Source organism: Mycobacterium sp. 663a-19, assembly GCF_035616495.1.
Classification (GTDB): domain Bacteria; phylum Actinomycetota; class Actinomycetes; order Mycobacteriales; family Mycobacteriaceae; genus Mycobacterium.
Genome location: NZ_JAPJAV010000008.1, coordinates 1 through 17,801 on the forward strand (window position 1 = coordinate 1; position 17,801 = coordinate 17,801).

18 protein-coding genes and 1 pseudogene are annotated in these 17,801 nt (G+C 69.4%); 12 read left to right on the forward strand and 7 right to left on the reverse strand.

The genetic code is table 11. From position 1 onward, the window contains the following. Positions 1 to 122: 122 nt before the first annotated feature. Together OQ968_RS15210 and OQ968_RS15215 are read right to left on the reverse strand one after the other, a co-directional pair. Positions 123 to 1,028, reverse strand: a complete 906-nt coding sequence (locus tag OQ968_RS15210) for an SDR family oxidoreductase (protein WP_324679259.1) — start codon at positions 1,026 to 1,028, stop codon at positions 123 to 125. A 15-nt stretch (positions 1,029 to 1,043) separates the two neighbouring features. Next, the gene (locus OQ968_RS15215; protein ID WP_324679748.1) at positions 1,044 to 1,802 is read right to left on the reverse strand and encodes an SDR family oxidoreductase; all 759 of its coding nucleotides are present in this window, start codon (positions 1,800 to 1,802) and stop codon (positions 1,044 to 1,046) included. Between the two features lie 95 nt (positions 1,803 to 1,897). Here OQ968_RS15215 and echA20 point away from each other — a divergent pair, with 95 nt between their 5' ends. From echA20 to OQ968_RS15250, 7 genes and pseudogenes are all read left to right on the forward strand, one after another. Then, positions 1,898 to 2,656, forward strand: a complete 759-nt coding sequence (echA20, locus tag OQ968_RS15220; protein ID WP_324679261.1) for a (7aS)-7a-methyl-1,5-dioxo-2,3,5,6,7,7a-hexahydro-1H-indene-carboxyl-CoA hydrolase — start codon at positions 1,898 to 1,900, stop codon at positions 2,654 to 2,656. After that, entirely contained in the window at positions 2,653 to 3,537 is an 885-nt protein-coding gene (gene ipdA, locus OQ968_RS15225; protein ID WP_324679263.1) for a cholesterol ring-cleaving hydrolase subunit IpdA, read from the forward strand. Before echA20 ends, ipdA begins: the two co-directional genes overlap by 4 nt. Then, positions 3,534 to 4,277: a cholesterol ring-cleaving hydrolase subunit IpdB gene (ipdB, locus tag OQ968_RS15230; protein WP_324679265.1), complete on the forward strand. Its 744-nt coding sequence runs from the start codon at positions 3,534 to 3,536 to the stop codon at positions 4,275 to 4,277. Before ipdA ends, ipdB begins: the two co-directional genes overlap by 4 nt. After that, positions 4,274 to 5,347, forward strand: coding sequence for a (3aS,4S,5R,7aS)-5-hydroxy-7a-methyl-1-oxo-octahydro-1H-indene-4-carboxyl-CoA dehydrogenase (ipdC, locus tag OQ968_RS15235; RefSeq protein ID WP_324679266.1), 1,074 nt, complete (start codon positions 4,274 to 4,276; stop codon positions 5,345 to 5,347). The genes ipdB and ipdC overlap by 4 nt, the downstream gene beginning before the upstream one ends. Before the next feature lie 54 nt (positions 5,348 to 5,401). After that, positions 5,402 to 5,819 (forward strand): annotated as a pseudogene (locus OQ968_RS15240) (nitroreductase). Positions 5,820 to 5,861: 42 nt separating this feature from the next. Next, on the forward strand, positions 5,862 to 6,509 hold the full coding sequence (locus tag OQ968_RS15245) for a SatD family protein (RefSeq protein WP_324679270.1): 648 nt from the start codon (positions 5,862 to 5,864) through the stop codon (positions 6,507 to 6,509). Continuing rightward, a complete protein-coding gene (locus tag OQ968_RS15250; RefSeq protein WP_324679272.1) occupies positions 6,506 to 7,246 on the forward strand; it encodes a hypothetical protein in 741 nt (246 codons plus the stop codon). Before OQ968_RS15245 ends, OQ968_RS15250 begins: the two co-directional genes overlap by 4 nt. An 84-nt stretch (positions 7,247 to 7,330) precedes the next feature. Here the strand turns inward: OQ968_RS15250 and fadA6 are convergent, their stop codons facing one another. From fadA6 to ipdE1, 4 genes are read right to left on the reverse strand one after another with little or no spacing between them, the layout of a single operon-like run. Further along, positions 7,331 to 8,491 (reverse strand): steroid 3-ketoacyl-CoA thiolase FadA6, encoded by a 1,161-nt coding sequence (gene fadA6 / locus OQ968_RS15255; protein WP_324679275.1) that lies wholly within the window; start codon positions 8,489 to 8,491, stop codon positions 7,331 to 7,333. Further along, entirely contained in the window at positions 8,491 to 9,096 is a 606-nt protein-coding gene (gene kstR2 / locus OQ968_RS15260; protein WP_324679277.1) for a TetR family transcriptional regulator KstR2, read from the reverse strand. The genes fadA6 and kstR2 overlap by 1 nt, the downstream gene beginning before the upstream one ends. A 43-nt stretch (positions 9,097 to 9,139) precedes the next feature. After that, positions 9,140 to 9,928: a (5R,7aS)-5-hydroxy-7a-methyl-1-oxo-2,3,5,6,7,7a-hexahydro-1H-indene-carboxyl-CoA reductase gene (gene ipdF / locus OQ968_RS15265; RefSeq protein ID WP_324679280.1), complete on the reverse strand. Its 789-nt coding sequence runs from the start codon at positions 9,926 to 9,928 to the stop codon at positions 9,140 to 9,142. Next, positions 9,925 to 11,073, reverse strand: a complete 1,149-nt coding sequence (gene ipdE1, locus OQ968_RS15270) for an acyl-CoA dehydrogenase IpdE1 (RefSeq protein ID WP_324679282.1) — start codon at positions 11,071 to 11,073, stop codon at positions 9,925 to 9,927. Before ipdE1 ends, ipdF begins: the two co-directional genes overlap by 4 nt. A 51-nt stretch (positions 11,074 to 11,124) precedes the next feature. Here ipdE1 and fadD3 point away from each other — a divergent pair, with 51 nt between their 5' ends. From fadD3 to OQ968_RS15295, 5 genes are read left to right on the forward strand one after another with little or no spacing between them, the layout of a single operon-like run. After that, complete coding sequence (gene fadD3 / locus OQ968_RS15275) at positions 11,125 to 12,657, forward strand: 3-((3aS,4S,7aS)-7a-methyl-1,5-dioxo-octahydro-1H-inden-4-yl)propanoate--CoA ligase FadD3 (protein ID WP_324679284.1); 1,533 nt, start codon at positions 11,125 to 11,127, stop codon at positions 12,655 to 12,657. After that, a complete protein-coding gene (locus tag OQ968_RS15280; protein WP_324679286.1) occupies positions 12,657 to 13,790 on the forward strand; it encodes an acyl-CoA dehydrogenase family protein in 1,134 nt (377 codons plus the stop codon). Before fadD3 ends, OQ968_RS15280 begins: the two co-directional genes overlap by 1 nt. Beyond that, on the forward strand, positions 13,790 to 14,743 hold the full coding sequence (locus OQ968_RS15285; RefSeq protein WP_324679288.1) for an acyl-CoA dehydrogenase family protein: 954 nt from the start codon (positions 13,790 to 13,792) through the stop codon (positions 14,741 to 14,743). Before OQ968_RS15280 ends, OQ968_RS15285 begins: the two co-directional genes overlap by 1 nt. Then, positions 14,740 to 15,696, forward strand: a complete 957-nt coding sequence (locus OQ968_RS15290; RefSeq protein WP_324679290.1) for an acyl-CoA dehydrogenase family protein — start codon at positions 14,740 to 14,742, stop codon at positions 15,694 to 15,696. The genes OQ968_RS15285 and OQ968_RS15290 overlap by 4 nt, the downstream gene beginning before the upstream one ends. Positions 15,697 to 15,740: 44 nt before the next feature. Continuing rightward, positions 15,741 to 16,868, forward strand: coding sequence for a pyridoxal phosphate-dependent aminotransferase (locus tag OQ968_RS15295; protein WP_420715932.1), 1,128 nt, complete (start codon positions 15,741 to 15,743; stop codon positions 16,866 to 16,868). On the opposite strand, the gene OQ968_RS15300 is transcribed toward OQ968_RS15295, so the two are convergent. After that, positions 16,865 to 17,695, reverse strand: a complete 831-nt coding sequence (locus tag OQ968_RS15300) for an arylamine N-acetyltransferase (RefSeq protein WP_324679293.1) — start codon at positions 17,693 to 17,695, stop codon at positions 16,865 to 16,867. The genes OQ968_RS15295 and OQ968_RS15300 overlap by 4 nt on opposite strands. Positions 17,696 to 17,801 lie beyond the last annotated feature (106 nt).

Sequence of the window (17,801 nt, forward strand, 5' to 3'; positions counted from 1 at the left end):
CAACAGATCTCAACGCCGGACGGGTCACAACAACACTCCTCAATCAGATGTGTTGCATCCATCCCTTGAAGCCGAGGCGCGCAGTTTCGCAACAGCTTCACACTCGGCGCGAGCTCGGCGCGCTAGGCGCCGTAGACCGGGACCGGCGGGCGCGACTTGGCCAGCAGGTCGGCCACGACCGGCCCGAGCTCGGCGGGATCCCACCGCGCGCCCTTGTCGATCTGCGGTCCGTGCGCCCACCCCTCGGCGACGCGGATCTTGCCGCCCTCGACCTCGAACACCCTCCCGCTGACGTCGCGCGACTCGGTGCTGCCCAGCCACACGACCAGCGGCGAGACGTTCGCCGGCGCCATCGCGTCGAAATCCTGGTCCTGCGTCGACATCATCTCGGCGAAGACGGTCTCGGTCATGCGGGTTCGCGCCGACGGTGCGATCGCGTTGACCGTGACGCCGTAGCGACCCATCTCGGCGGCCCCGACCAGTGTCATCGCCGCGATGCCGGCTTTGGCGGCGCTGTAGTTGCCCTGTCCCACGCTGCCCTGCAGGCCGGCACCCGAGCTGGTGTTGATGATCCGTGCCTCAACGGTTTTGCCCTCTTTGGACAGCCCGCGCCAGTACGACGCGGCGTGCCGCATCGTGGCGAAGTGACCCTTGAGGTGCACGGCGACGACGGCGTCGAACTCCTCCTCGCTGGTGTTGGCCATCATCCGGTCGCGCACGATGCCGGCGTTGTTCACCAGGACGTCCAGCCCACCGAACTTCTCGACGGCGGTCCGGATCAGTCCCGCCGCCTGGTTCCAGTCCGCGACGTTGGACCCGTCGGCGATGGCTTCGCCACCGGCAGCGGTGATCTCGTCGACGACACCCTGCGCGGCACTGCCGCCGCTCGCGGGCGACCCGTCCAGGCCAACACCGATGTCGTTGACGACGACGCGCGCACCCTCGGCCGCGAAGGCCAGCGCGTGCGCGCGACCGATACCGCCGCCCGCCCCGGTGACGATGACGACACGGCCGTCGACCACTCCCATAGTTTCCTGTCTCCTCTACTTGACTGCGCTCGCGTTCGTGGTGGCCAGATAGTGCGGCGGCTCGCCACCCCCATGCACCTCCAACGTGGCGCCGCTGATGTAAGACGCCGCGTCCGAGGCCAAAAACGCTGCGGCCCAACCGACATCCTGCGGCTTGGCCAGCCGCCCCAGCGGCACGTTCTTCGAGATCGCGGCGATCGACTCCGCGTCGCCGTAGAACAATTCCGACTGTTCGGTCTCCACCATGCCGACCACGCACGCATTCACCCGGACCTTCGGCCCCCACTCGACCGCCAGGGTCTGGGTGAGGCTCTCCAGGCCCGCCTTGGCTGCCCCGTAGGCGCCGGTGCCCGGCGACGGGCGGCGGCCGGACAGGCTGCAGATGTTGACTATCGAGCCACCCTGCGGCTGGCCTTGCATGTGAGCGTTTGCGTGCTGCGAAACCGACAGCGCACCAATCAGATTGAGCTCGATGATCTTACGGTTGAAGTTCGGGGTGGACTCCGCGGTCAGCACGTACGGCGATCCGCCGGCGTTGTTGACGACGACGTCGAGCCCACCGTGGTTGCCGACGATGGTGTCGATCATCGCCTTGACGGCATCGTCGTCGCGGACGTCGCAGGCGTGAAACTCATAGGGCAGACCCTCGACGGCGCGCCGAGCGCAGGTGATCACGGTCGCGCCCTGCCGGGCGAAAACGGAGCTGATGCCGGCACCCACCCCACGCACGCCGCCGGTGACCAGAACGACCCGCGCGGCTAGCCCCAGGTTGATGCCTTCCGAAAGGGGCGAGCCTGCTTCGGGCGGAGTCACTGTGCTAGCGTACCAAGCAAGTGCTTGCTTAGGTAACCACCCCATCAGGAAGTGCAATGACGATCACATCCACCACCACGGAACCGGGCATCGTCGCGGTCACCGTCGACTACCCGCCCGTCAACGCCATCCCGTCACGAGGCTGGTTCGAGCTCGCCGACGCGATCACGGCCGCCGGCGACGACCTCGACACCCACGCCGTCATCCTGCGGGCCGAGGGCCGCGGCTTCAACGCCGGCGTCGACATCAAGGAAATGCAGCGCACCGAGGGATTCACCGCGCTCATCGACGCCAATCGCGGATGCTTCGCCGCGTTCCGCGCGGTGTACGAATGCGCGGTGCCGGTGATCGCGGCGGTGAACGGATTCTGCGTCGGCGGCGGCATCGGGCTGGTCGGCAACTCCGACGTCATCGTGGCCTCCGACGACGCCACCTTCGGGCTGCCGGAGGTGGAGCGCGGCGCGCTCGGGGCGGCCACCCACCTGTCCCGGCTGGTGCCGCAGCATCTGATGCGGCGCCTGTTCTTCACGGCGGCGACCGTGGACGCCGCCACCCTGCACCACTTCGGCTCGGTGCACGAGGTGGTGCCCCGCGACCAGCTCGACGAGGCCGCCCTGCGGGTGGCCCGCGACATCGCCGCCAAGGACACCCGCGTCATCCGCGCGGCCAAGGAGGCGCTCAACTTCATCGATGTGCAGCGGGTCAACTCGAGTTACCGCATGGAGCAAGGCTTTACGTTCGAGCTCAACCTCGCCGGGGTGTCCGACGAGCACCGCGACGCATTCGCCGGTACGACGAAGGGCGAGAAGTCTTGAGCGACAAGCGGACCACCCTCGACGATGCCGTCGCGCAGTTGCGCAGCGGCATGACGATCGGCATCGGCGGCTGGGGGTCGCGGCGCAAGCCGATGGCCTTCGTGCGTGCCATGCTGCGCACCGACGTCACGGACCTGACGGTGGTCACCTACGGCGGGCCCGACCTGGGGCTGCTGTGCTCGGCGGGCAAGGTCAAGCGCGCGTACTACGGCTTCGTCTCGCTGGATTCGCCGCCCTTCTACGACCCGTGGTTCGCCAAGGCCCGCACCAGCGGTGCGATCGAGGCCCGGGAGATGGACGAGGGCATGTTGCGCTGCGGGCTGCAGGCGGCGGCGCAGCGGCTGCCGTTCCTGCCGATCCGCGCCGGGCTGGGCAGTTCGGTGCCCGACTTCTGGGAGGGCGAATTGCAGACGGTGACCAGCCCCTACCCCGCCCCGGGCGGCGGGCACGAGACGCTGATCGCCATGCCCGCGCTGTCGTTGGACGCCGCCTTCGTGCACCTCAATCTCGGTGATAGCCAAGGCAATGCCGCCTACACCGGCATCGACCCCTACTTCGACGACCTCTTCCTGATGGCCGCCGAGCGGCGCTACCTATCGGTGGAGCGCGTCGTGCCGACCGAGGAGCTGGTCAAGGCGGTGCCGCCGCAGGCGCTGCTGGTCAACCGGATGATGGTCGACGCCGTCGTCGAGGCGCCCGGCGGGGCTCACTTCACCACCGCCGCACCGGATTACGGCCGCGACGAGAAGTTCCAGCGACACTACGCCGAGGCCGCCTCGACCGAGGATGGCTGGCGGCGGTTCGTCGAGACGTACCTGTCCGGCGGTGAGGACGAATACCAGGCGGCCGTGCGCGCTTTCGGAGAGGAGTCGGACCAGTGAGCACCCGGGCCGAGATCTGCGCGGTCGCCTGCGCCGAATTGTTCAGGGACGCGGGCGAAATCATGATCAGCCCGATGACGAACATGGCATCGGTCGGGGCGCGGCTGGCCCGGTTGACCTTCTCGCCGGACATCCTGTTGACCGACGGCGAGGCCCAGCTGCTGGCCGACACTCCGGCGCTTGGCAAGGCCGGGGCAATCGAGGGTTGGATGCCGTTCGGCCGGGTGTTCGAGACGCTGGCCTGGGGGCGGCGCCACGTGGTGATGGGCGCCAATCAGGTTGACCGCTTTGGCAATCAGAACATCTCGGCGTTCGGCCCGCTGCAGCACCCGACCCGGCAGATGTTCGGCCTGCGCGGCGCGCCCGGCAACGCGATCAACCATGCGACCAGCTACTGGGTCGGCAACCACTCCAAGCGGGTGTTCTGCGAGGCGGTCGACGTGGTCTGCGGCATCGGCTGGGACAAGGTGGACACCGGCAATCCGGCGTTCCGGTTCGCCAACCCGTATCGGGTGGTGTCCAACCTCGGGGTGTTCGACTTCGGCGGCCCCGGCAAGACCATGCGCGCGGTGTCCCTGCACCCCGGGGTGTCGCCCGACGAGGTCCGCGAGAACACGTCGTTCGAGGTGCACGGCCTCGACGAGGCCGGGGAGACGAGGCTGCCGACCGACGACGAGCTGCGCCTGATCCGTGAAGTCATCGACCCGAAGTCGTTGCGGGACAGAGAGATAAGGGCATGAGGTTGCGCACGCCGCTGACCGAGCTGGTCGGCGTCGAGCATCCGGTGGTGCAGACCGGGATGGGCTGGGTGGCCGGGGCCCGGCTGGTGTCCGCCACGGCCAACGCCGGCGGGCTCGGCATCCTGGCGTCGGCGACGATGACGCTGGACGAGCTGGCCACCGCGATCGGCAAGGTCAAGGCCGCCACCGACAAGCCGTTCGGCGTGAACATCCGCGCCGACGCCGCCGACGCCGGGGACCGGGTCGAGCTGATGATCCGTGAGGGCGTGAAGGTCGCCTCGTTCGCGCTGGCGCCCAAGCAGGAGTTGATCTCCCGGCTGAAAGACGCTGGGGCGGTTGTCATCCCCTCGATCGGCGCGGCCAAACACGCGCGCAAGGTCGCGAGCTGGGGCGCCGACGCGATGATCGTGCAGGGCGGCGAGGGCGGCGGGCACACCGGGCCGGTCGCGACCACGCTGCTGCTGCCGTCCGTGCTGGACGCGGTGCAGGGCACCGGCATCCCGGTGATCGCGGCGGGCGGGTTCTTCGACGGCCGCGGGCTCGCGGCCGCGCTGTCCTACGGCGCCGCCGGCGTCGCGATGGGCACCAGGTTCCTGCTCACCTCGGATTCCACCGTGCCCGACGCCGTCAAGCGTCGTTACCTGGAGGCGGCGCTGGACGGCACCGTCGTCACCACGCGCGTCGACGGCATGCCGCACCGCGTGCTGCGCACCGGGCTGGTCGAGAGGCTGGAAAGCGGCTCCCGGGCAAGGGGTTTCACCGCCGCGGTGCGCAATGCGGCGAAGTTCAAGAAGATGTCGCAGATGACCTGGCGGTCGATGATCCGCGACGGGCTGGCGATGCGGCACGGCAAGGAGCTGACCTGGTCGCAGGTGGTGATGGCGGCCAACACCCCGATGCTGCTCAAGGCCGGCCTCGTCGAGGGCAACACCGACGCCGGGGTGCTGGCGTCCGGGCAGGTGGCCGGCATCCTCGACGACCTGCCGTCGTGCGCCGAGCTGATCGATTCGATCGTCCGCGACGCGATCGAGCACCTGCGGGCCGCGGCGGCGCTGATCGAGGAACCGTAGCCGGAGGACCAACGACCCTGGCCCCGGCCCAGGGCGCGGCGTCATCCTGGATGGATGATCACGCTCGCACCAGAATCCTGGCCCGCCCCGCTCCTGAACGCGGTTCGCGCCTCCAACAGGCATCTGCTCAACCCGCTGATGTTGCGGCTGGCCGGCCACACGCACTGGTACGCGGCGGCGATCCGGCACACCGGACGGCGCTCGGGCAAGCAGTACGCCACACCGGTCGTGGCCGAGCGCGTGCCCGACGGCTTCGTGATTCCGCTGCCGTACGGCACCCGGGTCGACTGGTTGCAAAAACGTCCTCGCCGCGGGGCATGCGGCGATTTCGTCCGGGGGCGAAAGCTACGACGTGACGCAGCCCGAGATCATCGACGCGGCGACGGCCCTGCCCCTGCTGTCGGCGCGACGGCGACGCACCTTCCAACGGGTCGGCATCGAACGGTATCTCAGGGTCAAGACCGGCCCTTAAGCCATGTCCTAAATTCTGCCTGAATGAAGCTATACTCTTCATATGGCAAGGGTGAAGGCTGCCCCTTCACCGCGTGCGACCCTGATCGGCGACGTGGTGGGATCCAGGCGGGCCGGCGATCGGCCCGCCCTGCATCAACGCGTCGCCGCCGCCCTACGCCGGGCCGCCGACGGCGCGCTCGACCCGCCCGCCTTCACCGTCGGCGATGAGTTCCAGGGCAGCTACCCCACCCTCGGTGCCGCCATCGACGCGGCATTGACCGTGCGCCTACTGCTCGCCCCCGAGATCGACATCCGTTTCGGGATTGGTTGGGGCGCGGTCACCGTGCTCGACGCCGACGCGGGAATCCAGGACGGTCCGGGCTGGTGGACCGCGCGGGAGGCCATCCAGCAGACCGCGGAAACTCAGCGGCAGCCCGGCTTCGCGCTGGTGCGCACGACATTCCGGGCGGACGACGACACGCGCACCGACGTCCCCGCCGTCAACGCGGCCCTGATTTGTCGGGACCATCTGCTTGGATCGCTCGACGAGAGATCGTCACGGATTGTGAGGGGCTTGATGACGGGCCTGACCAAAAAGGAACTCGCCGCGGCGGAGGGCATCAGCCCTTCCGCGGTGTCCCAGCGGGCGGCCCGCGACGGTCTGGATCTGATTGTCCTTGCGTCCCAATATCTTCGGGGTCTCCCGTGAGTGGTGTTGCGGTCCTGCTGCTCGCGGTCGGAATAGCCGACCTGTGCCGGCGGGCGGTCCGCACCGCATGGCCCCCAATGGCGATGGGTCCGGCGGTGGTGGTGGCGTGCGCGGCGCTGGGCGCGCTGTGGCATCGCGGTGACATCCCGCTTCTCGCTGTGGCGGCCGCCGCGGCGGTCGTCTGGGAGTGGCTATGCCTGCGCAGCGAGCGCAGCGGCCGTCAGCAGGCGGCCCCGTTGGCCGTGTTCGCCGCCGCGCTGGCGCTGCTGATCGTGTTGTCCGGATGGTCGTCGCGGGTCGGCGGGGTCGTCGGCCGGTGGTCGGCGTGGGTGCAGCTGCCGCTGAGCCACGTGACGCCGACCCGGCTGCTGATGATCGTCGGCGTGGTGCTGGCGCAGTTCGCCACCGGAAATCAGTTGGTCCGCCTCGTGCTCGGCTCGGTGGGCGCGGTGCGCCCGGCCGGTGAGCCGCAACCGTCGGACCGGCTCAAGGGCGGCCGGCTGCTGGGACCGATGGAGCGCCTGCTGATCCTCAGCCTCGGCGTCGGCGGACAGGTGGCGGCGGCCAGCGCCGTCGTCGCCGCCAAGGGCATCATCCGCTTTCCCGAGCTGAGCGCCCAGAAGAACCGCAATGGCGACGTGGGCATCGACGAGGTGACCGAGTACTTTCTGGTGGGCAGCTTCACCAGTTGGCTGCTGGCACTCGGCGGGATCGCGCTGGTTGTGGCTACCCGGTAGGCGCTTTGCCCACCGCCGAGCGTGCGCAGTTGTACGCGCGACGCGGCGTGCCGGCGTACAGATACGCACGCTCGGCGAAAAGGATTACAGGCGCTCGATGATGGTGACGTTGGCGGTGCCGCCGCCCTCGCACATCGTCTGCAGGCCGTAGCGGCCGCCCACGCGCTCCAACTCGTTGAGCATGGTGGCGAACAGCTTGGCGCCGGTGGCGCCCAGCGGATGCCCCAGGGCGATCGCCCCGCCGTTGGGGTTGACCTTCTCCGGGTCGGCCTTGATCTCCTTGAGCCAGGCCAGCACGACGGGCGCGAATGCCTCGTTGATCTCGACGGTGTCGATGTCTTCGATCGACAGCCCGGTCTTTTCCAGCGCGTAGCGCGTGGCCGGGATGGGGCCGGTCAGCATGAACACCGGGTCGGCGGCGCGGGCGCTGATGTGGTGGATGCGCGCCCGCGGGGTCAGCTTGTGGTCCTTGACGGCCCGCTCGGAGGCCAGCAGCACCGCGCTGGCGCCGTCGGAAATCTGGCTGGCCATAGCCGCCGTCAGCCGGCCGCCCTCGACCAGCGTCTTGAGGCCGGCCATCTTCTCCAGCGACGACTCGCGCGGTCCCTCGTCGACCCGGAACGGCCCGGATTCTGTTTCCACGGTGATGATTTCGTTGTCGAAGTGGCCGCCGCGGATCGCGGCGAACGCGCGCTCGTGACTGGTCAGCGCGTACTGCTCCATCTCCTCGCGCGACAGGTTCCACTTCTCGGCGATCATCTCGGAGCCGCGGAACTGTGAGATCTCCTGATCGCCGTACCGGTGCAGCCACTGCTTGGATTCGCTTGTGGGCGAGGTGAACCCGAACTGCTCGCCGACCGTCATCGCCGACGAGATCGGGATCTGGCTCATGTTCTGCACGCCGCCGGCCACGATGAGGTCGGCGATGCCGGCCATGATCGCCTGCGCACCAAAGGAAATCGCCTGCTGGCTGGAGCCGCACTGGCGGTCCACCGTGACACCGGGCACCTCTTCGGGATAGCCGGCGGCCAGCCAGGAGAGCCGGGCGATGTTGCCCGCCTGTCCCCCGATGGCGTCGACGCAACCGGCGATCACGTCGTCGACGGCGGCCGGGTCGACGTCGACGCGGTCGAGCAGCCCGCGCCATCCCAACGCGCCGAGGTCGACGGGGTGTATGCCGGCCAGTGATCCGCCGCGCTTGCCGACCGGGGTGCGGACGGCGTCGATGACGTACGCCTCAGCCATTACAGAACTCCTTCTTTGGTGATCCCGCCGAGAACGATGGCGAGATATTGCTGACCCACCTGCTGCGCGGTGAGCGGTCCGCCGGGTTGATACCAGCGCACCGACACCCAGGTGGTGTCACGGATGAATCGGTAGACGAGGTCGACGTCGAGGTCGGGCCGGAAGTAGCCCTCGTCGACTCCCTGGTTGAGCACCTCGACCCACATCTTGCGTTGCTGGCGGTTCATGTCCTCGATGTAGGAGAACCGGGGCTGCGACAACAGCCGCTTGGCCTCGTCCTGATAGATGACGACTTGCGCGTGCCGATGCTCGATCGCCTCGAACGACGCCATGAACAGCCCCTTGAGTCGCTCCAGCGGGTTGGCCTCGCTGTCGATGATTTCCCGATAGCGGGCGAACAGCCAATCCAGGAAGCTGCGCAGCACCTCGTCGACCATCTCCTCCTTGGAGGAGAAGTGGTGGTAGAGGCTGCCGGACAGGATGCCGGCGCTGTCGGCGATGTCGCGCACGGTGGTGGCGCGCAGGCCGCGCTCGGCGAACATGGCCGCGGCGAGCTCCAGGAGCTCGTCGCGGCGGGTGTTCGCTTGACCGGTCACTCGGTCCACTCGATCAGGGTATCAACCAAGCGCTTGCTTGGCCAGTTCGCGCTCACGGGTGCTGACTCGAGACGGAAATGACCTCGCCGGTGAGGTAGCTGGAGTAGTCACTGGCCAGGAACGCGATGGTGGCCGCCACTTCCCACGGCTCGGCGGCCCGGCCGAACGCCTCGCCGGCGGACAGCCGGTCGAGCAGGTCGGCCGACGTGGTCTTGTCCAGGAATTTGTGCCGGGCGATGCTCGGCGACACCGCGTTGATGCGGACCCCGTACTCGACGGCTTCGATTGCGCTGCAACGGGTTAGGGCCATCACCCCGGCCTTGGCGGCGGCGTAGTGCGACTGCGAGTGTTGCGCGCGCCAGCCCAGCACGCTGGCGTTGTTGACGATCACCCCGCCGTGCGGCGCGTCGCGGAAGTACCGCAGCGCCGCGCGGGTGGCCCGGAACACCGACGTCAGGGTCACGTCCAGGACGCGGTCCCACTCCTCGTCGGTCATGTCGACCACCGGCGTCTGCCCGCCCAGCCCGGCGTTGTTGACTAGCACGTCGATGCGGCCCATCCGGGCGTGGGCCGACGCGAACAGCGCGTCGACCTGGACGCTGGACGTCACGTCGCACAGCACGCTCTCGACACGGCCCTGCCGCAGCGCCGCCAGCTCGTCGGCCGTCGCCCCCAGCCGTCGCTCGTGGTGGTCGGAGATCACCACGTCGGCCCCCTCGGCCAGCGCCCGCCGCGCGGTGGCCGATCCGATGCCGGTGCCCGCGGCGGCGGTCACGACGACGACCTTGCCGGTCAGAAGCCCGTGTCCGGCAACCTCTTTGGGAGCTTCGGCCAGACTCATCCCTTGACCTCTCGGGGTAGGCCGAGCACCCGCTCGGCGATGATGTTGCGCTGGATCTCGTTGGAGCCGCCGTAGATGGTGTCGGCGCGGGTGAACAGGAAGAGCCGCTGCCACTCGTCGAATTCGCCGTCGGGCATGGTCATGCCGGGCTTGCCGATGACGTCCATCGCCAGCTCGCCCAGATCGCGATGCCAGTTGGCCCACAACAGCTTCGACACGTTGTCCTGTCCGGGCTGCTCGACATCCATGGTGGCCAGGGCGTACGACCGCATGGCCCGAAGCCCGGCCCACGCCCGGGTCAGCCGCTCCCGGACGAACGGGTCGTCGGCGGCGCCGTTGCGCTGCGCGAGCTCGGCCAGGTTGGAAAGCTCACGGGCGTAACGGATTTGCTGCCCCAGCGTCGACACGCCGCGCTCGAAGGTCAGCGTTCCCATCGCAACCCGCCACCCGTCGCCCGGCTGGCCCACCACCAGCGACGCGTCGGTGCGGGCGTCGTCGAAGAACACCTCGTTGAACTCCGCGGTGCCGGTGATCTGCACGATGGGCCGGATCTGCACGCCCGGCTGGTCCAGCGGCACCAGCAGATACGACAGCCCGGCGTGCCGCTTGGATCCCTTCTCGGTGCGCGCGACCACGAAGCACCACTGCGACAGGTGGGCCAGCGACGTCCACACCTTCTGGCCGTTGATCACCCACTGATCGCCGTCGAGCTCGGCCGTGGTCGACACGTTGGCGAGGTCGCTGCCGGCGCCCGGCTCCGAATATCCCTGGCACCACAGCTCGGTGACGTCGAGGATGCGCGGCAGAAATCGCTGCTGCTGCTCGGGGGTTCCGAACGCGATCAGCGTCGGTCCGAGCAGCTCCTCGCCGAAGTGGTTGACCTTGTCCGGGGCGTCGGCGCGGGCGTACTCCTCGTAGAACGCCACCCGGTGCGCTGTGGACAGCCCGCGGCCGCCGTGCTCGACCGGCCACCCCAGACACGTCAGCCCGGCCTTGGCGAGGTGCTGGTTCCACGCCCGGCGCTCCTCGAACGCCTCGTGCTCGCGCCCCGGCCCGCCGAGGCCCTTGAGCGCCGCGAATTCGCCGACCAGATTGTCGGCGAGCCAAGAGCGGACCTCCGCCCGGAACTCCTCGACGTCCTGCATGCCCTGTAGGCTAACCTACCAAGCACTTGCTTTGTTAGCCCAGGAGCATCAATGTCGAACGATCCCCGCACCGTGCCCGCGGCGCTGGATCGTTTCGCGCGCCAGCTCCCCGACCACCCCGCGCTGGTCACCGACGACCGCTCGTTTTCCGCGGCCGAGCTGCGCGACGAGGTGCACCGGGCGGCCGCCGCGCTGATCGCGCTCGGCGTCCAAGCCGGCGACCGGGTGGCCATCTGGTCGCCGAACACCTGGCACTGGGTGGTCGCCTGCCTGGCGATTCACCACGCCGGCGCCGCGATGGTGCCGCTGAACACGCGCTACACCGCGTCGGAAGCCGCCGACATCCTGGCCCGCACCCGGGCGCCGGTGCTGTTCGGGATGGGCCGGTTCCTCGGCAACGACCGCGTCGCCGACCTGGACCGCTTGGGCTCTCAAGCCCTGCCCGCGCTGCGGCACGTCGTGCGGATACCGATCGAGGCCGACGACGGGACGTGGGACGAGTTCGTCGCCGGGGGCGCCGGCGCCGAAGCGGCCGTCGCGGAGCGGGCCGCCGCCGTCACCCCCGACGACGTCAGCGACATCCTGTTCACCTCCGGCACCACCGGGCGCAGCAAGGGCGTGCTGTGCGCGCACCGGCAATCGCTGTCGGCCTCGGCGTCGTGGGCCGCCAACGGCAAGATCACCAGCGACGACCGCTACCTGTGCATCAACCCGTTCTTTCACAACTTCGGGTACAAGGCCGGCATCCTGGCCTGCCTGCAGACCGGCGCGACGCTGATCCCGCACCTGACGTTCGATCCGCTGCGCGCGCTGCAAGCGATCGAGCAGCACCGCATCACCGTATTGCCCGGGCCCCCAACGATTTACCAAGCCCTGCTCGATCACCCGGCGCGCCGCGATTACGACCTGAGCTCGCTGCGGTTCGCGGTGACCGGTGCGGCCACGGTGCCGGTCGTGCTGGTGGAGCGCATGCAGTCCGAGCTCGACATCGACATCGTGCTGACCGCCTACGGCCTGACCGAGGCCAACGGCATGGGCACCATGTGCCGCCCCGACGACGACGCGGCGACCGTCGCCACCACCTGCGGCCGCCCGTTCGCGGACTTCGAGTTGCGCATCGATGACACTGGCGAAGTCCTGTTGCGTGGGCCCAACGTTATGCTGGGCTACCTCGACGACCCGGAGGCCACCGCCGCGGCCATCGACGCCGACGGGTGGCTGCACACCGGTGACATCGGCGCCGTGGACAAGGCCGGCAACCTGCGCATCACCGACCGGCTCAAGGACATGTACATCTGCGGCGGATTCAACGTCTACCCCGCCGAGGTCGAGCAGGTGCTGGCCCGGATGGAGGGCGTGGCCGACGCCGCGGTGATCGGGGTTCCCGACGAGCGGCTGGGCGAGGTGGGCCGGGCGTTCGTGGTCACCCGGCCCGGGCACCACCTCGACGAGCAATCGGTAATCGCTTATACCCGTGAACATCTGGCGAACTTCAAGGCCCCGCGGTCGGTGCGGTTCGTCGACGCGTTGCCGCGCAATGCGGGCGGCAAGGTGGTCAAACCACAACTGCGAGAAATGACGTAATGGACCTGCAACTAGACGAAGAGACATTGGCCTTCCGGTCCGAGGTGCGCGAATTCCTCTCGGCAAACGCCGCGGCGATCCCGACGAAGTCCTACGACAACGCGGAAGGCTTTGAACAGCACCGGCGTTGGGACCGGGTACTGTTCGACGCCGGCCTGTCGGTGATCACCTGGCCCAAGAAGTACGGTGGGCGCGACGCGCCGCTGCTGCACTGGGTGGTGTTCGAGGAGGAGTACTTCCACGCCGGGGCGCCGGGCCGCGCCAGCGCCAACGGCACCTCGATGCTGGCCCCGACGCTGTTCGCGCACGGCACCGAGGAGCAGCGCGACCGGATACTGCCCAAAATGGCCAGCGGCGAACAGATCTGGGCGCAGGCCTGGTCGGAGCCCGAATCCGGGAGCGACCTAGCGTCGCTGCGTTCCACCGCCACCAAGACCGAAGGCGGCTGGCTGCTGAACGGTCAGAAGATCTGGAGCTCGCGGGCGCCGTTCGCCGAGATGGGCTTCGGGCTGTTCCGGTCCGATCCCGCGGCGGAGCGCCACAACGGGCTGACGTACTTCATGTTCGACCTGAAGGCCAAGGGCGTCACGGTGCGGCCCATCGTCCAGCTGGGCGGCGACACCGGCTTCGGTGAGATCTTCCTCGACGACGTCTTCGTGCCCGACGAGGACGTCATCGGTACCCCGAACGACGGCTGGCGCGCGGCCATGAGCACGTCGAGCAACGAGCGCGGCATGTCGCTGCGCAGCCCGGCCCGCTTCCTGGCCGCCGCCGAGCGGCTGGTGCGGCTGTGGAAGGACAACGGGTCGGCCGCCGAATTCGCCGATCGGGTCGCCGACGCCTGGATCAAGGCGCAGGCCTACCGGCTGCAGACGTTCGGCACGGTGACCCGGCTGGCCGCCGGCGGCGAGCTGGGCGCCGAATCGTCGGTGACCAAGGTGTTCTGGTCCGACCTCGACGTGGCGATACATCAGACCGCGCTGGACATCCTCGCCGCCGACGGCGAGCTCGCCGGGCCGTGGACCGAGGGCCTGCTGTTCGCGCTCGGCGGCCCGATCTACGCCGGCACCAACGAGATTCAGCGCAACATCATCTCCGAGCGCTTGCTGGGTTTGCCCCGGGAGAAGCGGTAATGGACTTCGCACTAGACGAACAGCAACGCGACTTCGCGGCCAGCATCGACGCCGCGCTGGGCGCCGCGGACCTGCCCGGCGCGGTGCGGGCGTGGGCCGCCGGGGATACCGCGCCCGGCCGCAAGGTGTGGGAGCAGCTGGCCAACCTGGGCGTCACCTCGCTGGCCGTGCCGGAGAAATTCGACGGCATCGGCGCCGACCCGGTGGACCTGGTGGTCGCGCTGGAGCGCCTCGGGCGCTGGTGCGTGCCCGGACCGGTGGCCGAATCCATCGCCGTCGCACCGGTTTTGCTCGCCTCTGACGATCAGGCTGAGCGCTGCGCCGGGCTGGCGTCCGGTGAGCTGATCGCCACCGTCGCACTGCCGCCGCAAGTCCCGCGCGCGGTCGACGCCGATACCGCCGGACTGGTGCTGCTGGCCACCGACGACGGGGCTGGCGGCGTCAGCGAAGCCGCGACGGGCGAGTGCCACCGCTCCGTCGACCCCAGCCGCCGCCTGTACGACGTGACGGCGACGGGCCAGTCCTGGCGGGCAGACATCAAGCGCGCCTACGAGTTCGGCGCGCTGGCGACCGCGGCGCAGCTGGTCGGCGCCGCGGAGACGCTGCTCAACGATGCCGTCGACTACGCCAAGCAGCGGACCCAGTTCGGCCGGGTGATCGGCTCGTATCAGGCGATCAAACACAAGCTGGCCGATGTGCACATCGCGATCGAGCTGGCCCGCCCGCTGGTCTACGGCGCGGCGCTGTCGCTGCAGCCGCGCGACGTCAGCGCGGCCAAGGCGGCGGCATCCGAGGCCGGCCTGCTGGCGGCGCGCGCCTCGTTGCAGACGCACGGGGCGATCGGGTTCACCCAGGAGCACGACCTGTCCCTGTGGCTGCTGCGGGTGCAGGCACTACGCTCGGCCTGGGGCACACCCGAGCACCACCGGCGGCGGGTTCTGGAGGCGCTATGACCGTAAACCAAGAGCGAGAGCTGCTGCGGGAGACCGTCGCCGCATTGGTCGCCAAGCACGCGGACCCGGCGGCCGTGCGTTCGGCGATCGAATCCGAACGCGGCTACGACGAGTCGCTGTGGCGGCTGCTGTGCGAGCAGGTGGGCGCCGCCGCACTGGTGGTGCCCGAGGCGCTCGGCGGCGCCGGCGGCGAATTAGCCGATGCCGCAACGGTTTTGCAGGAGCTGGGCCGCGCACTGGTGCCCTCCCCGTTGCTGGGCACCACGCTGGCCGAGCTGGCGCTGCTGGCCGCGCCCGAGCCCGATGCCGACACGCTTTCGGAGCTGGTCGAGGGCAGCTCGATCGGCGCGCTGGTGCTCGACGCCGACTACGTGGTAAACGGCGACATCGCCGACGTCGTCGTCGCCGCCGACGGCGGCCAGCTGAGCCGGTGGACCCGATTCGGCGCGCAACCCGTCGCGACCATGGACCCCACCCGCCGGCTGGCCCGGGTGCGGCCCGAAGAGACCACCGCGTTGGGCCCCGACCCGGGCCTCGCCGACTCCGCGGCCATCCTGCTGGCCGCCGAGCAGATCGGGGCCGCCGAACGCTGCCTGGAGCTGACCGTCGAATACACCAAGAGCAGAGTGCAATTCGGCCGCCCCATCGGCAGCTTCCAGGCGCTCAAGCATCGGATGGCGGATCTGTACGTCGCGGTCGCCGCGGCCAAGGCCGTTGTCGCCGATGCGTGCGCCGACCCCACGCCCACCAACGCCGCCACCGCGCGCCTGGCCGCGACCGAGACACTAACCAAGGTGGCCGCCGAGGGCATCCAGCTGCACGGCGGCATCGCGATCACCTGGGAACACGACATGCACTTGTATTTCAAACGCGCACACGGCAGCGCGCAGCTGCTCGGCTCGCCACGAGAGGTGTTGGGCCGCCTGGAATCTGAGGTGCTCAAAACGTCGTGAGCCTTCCCGTCGCGCTGCGTGCCGGCATCCCGCCGTTCTATGTGATGGATGTCTGGCTGGCCGCCGCGGAGCGCCAGCGCAGCCACGGCGATCTGGTGAACCTGTCGGCGGGCCAGCCCAGCGCCGGCGCCCCCGAGCCGGTGCGGGCGGCCGCGGCCAGCGCGCTGCATCTCAACGAGCTGGGCTACACCGTGGCGCTGGGCATCCCCGAGCTGCGCGACGCCATCGCGGCGGATTACCAGCGCCAGCACGGGATCTACGTCGAGTCCGATGCCGTGGTGATCACCACGGGTTCCTCGGGCGGGTTCCTGCTCGCCTTCCTGGCGTGCTTCGACGTGGGTGATCGGGTGGCGCTGGCCAGTCCCGGGTACCCGTGCTACCGAAACATCTTGTCGGCGTTGGGATGTGAGGTGGTGGAACTTCCGTGCGGGCCGGACACCCGGTTCCAGCCGACGGCGCAAATGCTGGCCGCACTCGACCCACCGGTGCGGGGCGTGGTCGTCGCCAGCCCGGCCAACCCCACCGGGACGGTCATCCCACCGGCCGAGCTGTCGGCGATCGCGTCGTGGTGCGATGCCTCGGGGGTACGGCTGATCAGCGACGAGGTGTATCACGGTCTGGTCTACCCGGGAGCACCGCAGACCAGCTGCGCCTGGCAGACTTCGCGAAACGCGGTGGTGGTCAACAGTTTTTCGAAGTATTACGCGATGACGGGCTGGCGGCTGGGCTGGCTGCTGGTGCCGCCGGAGCTGCGCCGCGCGGTTGACTGCCTGACCGGCAACTTCACCATCTGCCCGCCCGTGCTGTCGCAGATCGCGGCGGTCGCGGCGTTCACCCCGGAGGCGATCGCCGAGGCCGACGGCCATCTGCAGCACTACACGGTCAACCGCTCGCTGCTGCTGGACGGGTTGCGCCGCATCGGGATCGACCGGTTGGCGCCGACCGACGGCGCGTTCTACGTGTACGCCGACGTCTCCGACTTCACCGACGACTCGCTTGCGTTCTGCTCGAAGTTGCTGGCGGACACCGGTGTTGCCATCGCGCCGGGCATCGACTTCGACACGGCCCGCGGGAATTCGTTCGTCCGGTTGTCGTTCGCCGGGCCGACCGGCGACATCGAGGAGGCGCTGCGGCGGATCGGCCCGTGGCTGCCGCGGCGGGGCCCGACCTAAGCGGCGAGGACCTTGTCGAGGCGCGCCTCGAGCGCGCCGGGCTCGCCGAGGCCGTCGAGATCGATGCCGAACCGGTCGCGCAGCGCGTCGACGACCGCCGCGGCGTCCTCGAGGCGGATCTTCTCGCTCCCGTCGGCGCGGTGAATGGTCAGGTCGCGCCCGGCCAGGTTAATCCGGGCCTCGCCGGTGACCCGCGCGACCATCAGGCCCGTCACGAAGTGCGACGACGGGTGGGTCGAGACGTACCAGCTGCCCACCTGCAGGTCGATGATCGGCCGGGTCCGCGTGGTGAACTCGTAGAGCGGCCGCCACTCGCCGCGGACCTGAGCCTGCAGGACCAGCCCGTCGCGGCGGTCCTGCAATCGGCACGGTTCGTGCGTGGTCTGCTGGACGCCGCCCGTCTCGAGGCGGATGGGCGACGTCGGCGTCTGGCCGCCGAAACCCACGTCGACGAGATACGGCCCCCCGCAGCCGGGGAACGTCACCGCCAGGAGCGTGTGCGTCTGTGCCCCCACCGGCGCGTCGGGCGGCAGCATCCAGACCACCCGCCCGGCCAATCGCCGCACCCGAAAGCCGATTTCGGTCAGCACATAGCCCATCAGCCCGTTCTGCTCGTAGCAGTAGCCACCCCGGCGCCGGCGAACCAGCTTGTCGGCGAGGGCCTCCGGGCTCAGGTCATAGACCGGCACCCCCATCAGCGGGTCGAGGTTCTCGAAGGGGATGGCTTGCGTGTGGGCGGTCACCAGACCCTGGAGCACATCGAGGTTGGGCTCGGCAGCGCCGCGATAGCCGATGCGATCGAAATATCCGTTCAGATCCAGCCCCATGCAGCCATTCTGGCAAAGGGCCAGATAACGATCCTCACCGAATCTTTTCCACAGGAGATTGCGAGCGATACTCTTGACCTCGCGAATTAAATCGTCAGCAGAATGG

What these genes read in the sequence shown, in the direction of transcription:
- OQ968_RS15210 (WP_324679259.1), bottom strand. Translation starts at nt 1,028, where the DNA reads ATGGGAGTGGTCGACGGCCGTGTCGTCATCGTCACCGGGGCGGGCGGC.
- echA20 (WP_324679261.1), top strand. Translation starts at nt 1,898, where the DNA reads ATGACGATCACATCCACCACCACGGAACCGGGCATCGTCGCGGTCACC.
- ipdC (WP_324679266.1), top strand. Translation starts at nt 4,274, where the DNA reads ATGAGGTTGCGCACGCCGCTGACCGAGCTGGTCGGCGTCGAGCATCCG.
- OQ968_RS15245 (WP_324679270.1), top strand. Translation starts at nt 5,862, where the DNA reads ATGGCAAGGGTGAAGGCTGCCCCTTCACCGCGTGCGACCCTGATCGGC.
- fadA6 (WP_324679275.1), bottom strand. Translation starts at nt 8,491, where the DNA reads ATGGCTGAGGCGTACGTCATCGACGCCGTCCGCACCCCGGTCGGCAAG.
- ipdF (WP_324679280.1), bottom strand. Translation starts at nt 9,928, where the DNA reads ATGAGTCTGGCCGAAGCTCCCAAAGAGGTTGCCGGACACGGGCTTCTG.
- ipdE1 (WP_324679282.1), bottom strand. Translation starts at nt 11,073, where the DNA reads ATGCAGGACGTCGAGGAGTTCCGGGCGGAGGTCCGCTCTTGGCTCGCC.
- fadD3 (WP_324679284.1), top strand. Translation starts at nt 11,125, where the DNA reads ATGTCGAACGATCCCCGCACCGTGCCCGCGGCGCTGGATCGTTTCGCG.
- OQ968_RS15280 (WP_324679286.1), top strand. Translation starts at nt 12,657, where the DNA reads ATGGACCTGCAACTAGACGAAGAGACATTGGCCTTCCGGTCCGAGGTG.
- OQ968_RS15285 (WP_324679288.1), top strand. Translation starts at nt 13,790, where the DNA reads ATGGACTTCGCACTAGACGAACAGCAACGCGACTTCGCGGCCAGCATC.
- OQ968_RS15290 (WP_324679290.1), top strand. Translation starts at nt 14,740, where the DNA reads ATGACCGTAAACCAAGAGCGAGAGCTGCTGCGGGAGACCGTCGCCGCA.
- OQ968_RS15295 (WP_420715932.1), top strand. Translation starts at nt 15,741, where the DNA reads ATGGATGTCTGGCTGGCCGCCGCGGAGCGCCAGCGCAGCCACGGCGAT.
- OQ968_RS15300 (WP_324679293.1), bottom strand. Translation starts at nt 17,695, where the DNA reads ATGGGGCTGGATCTGAACGGATATTTCGATCGCATCGGCTATCGCGGC.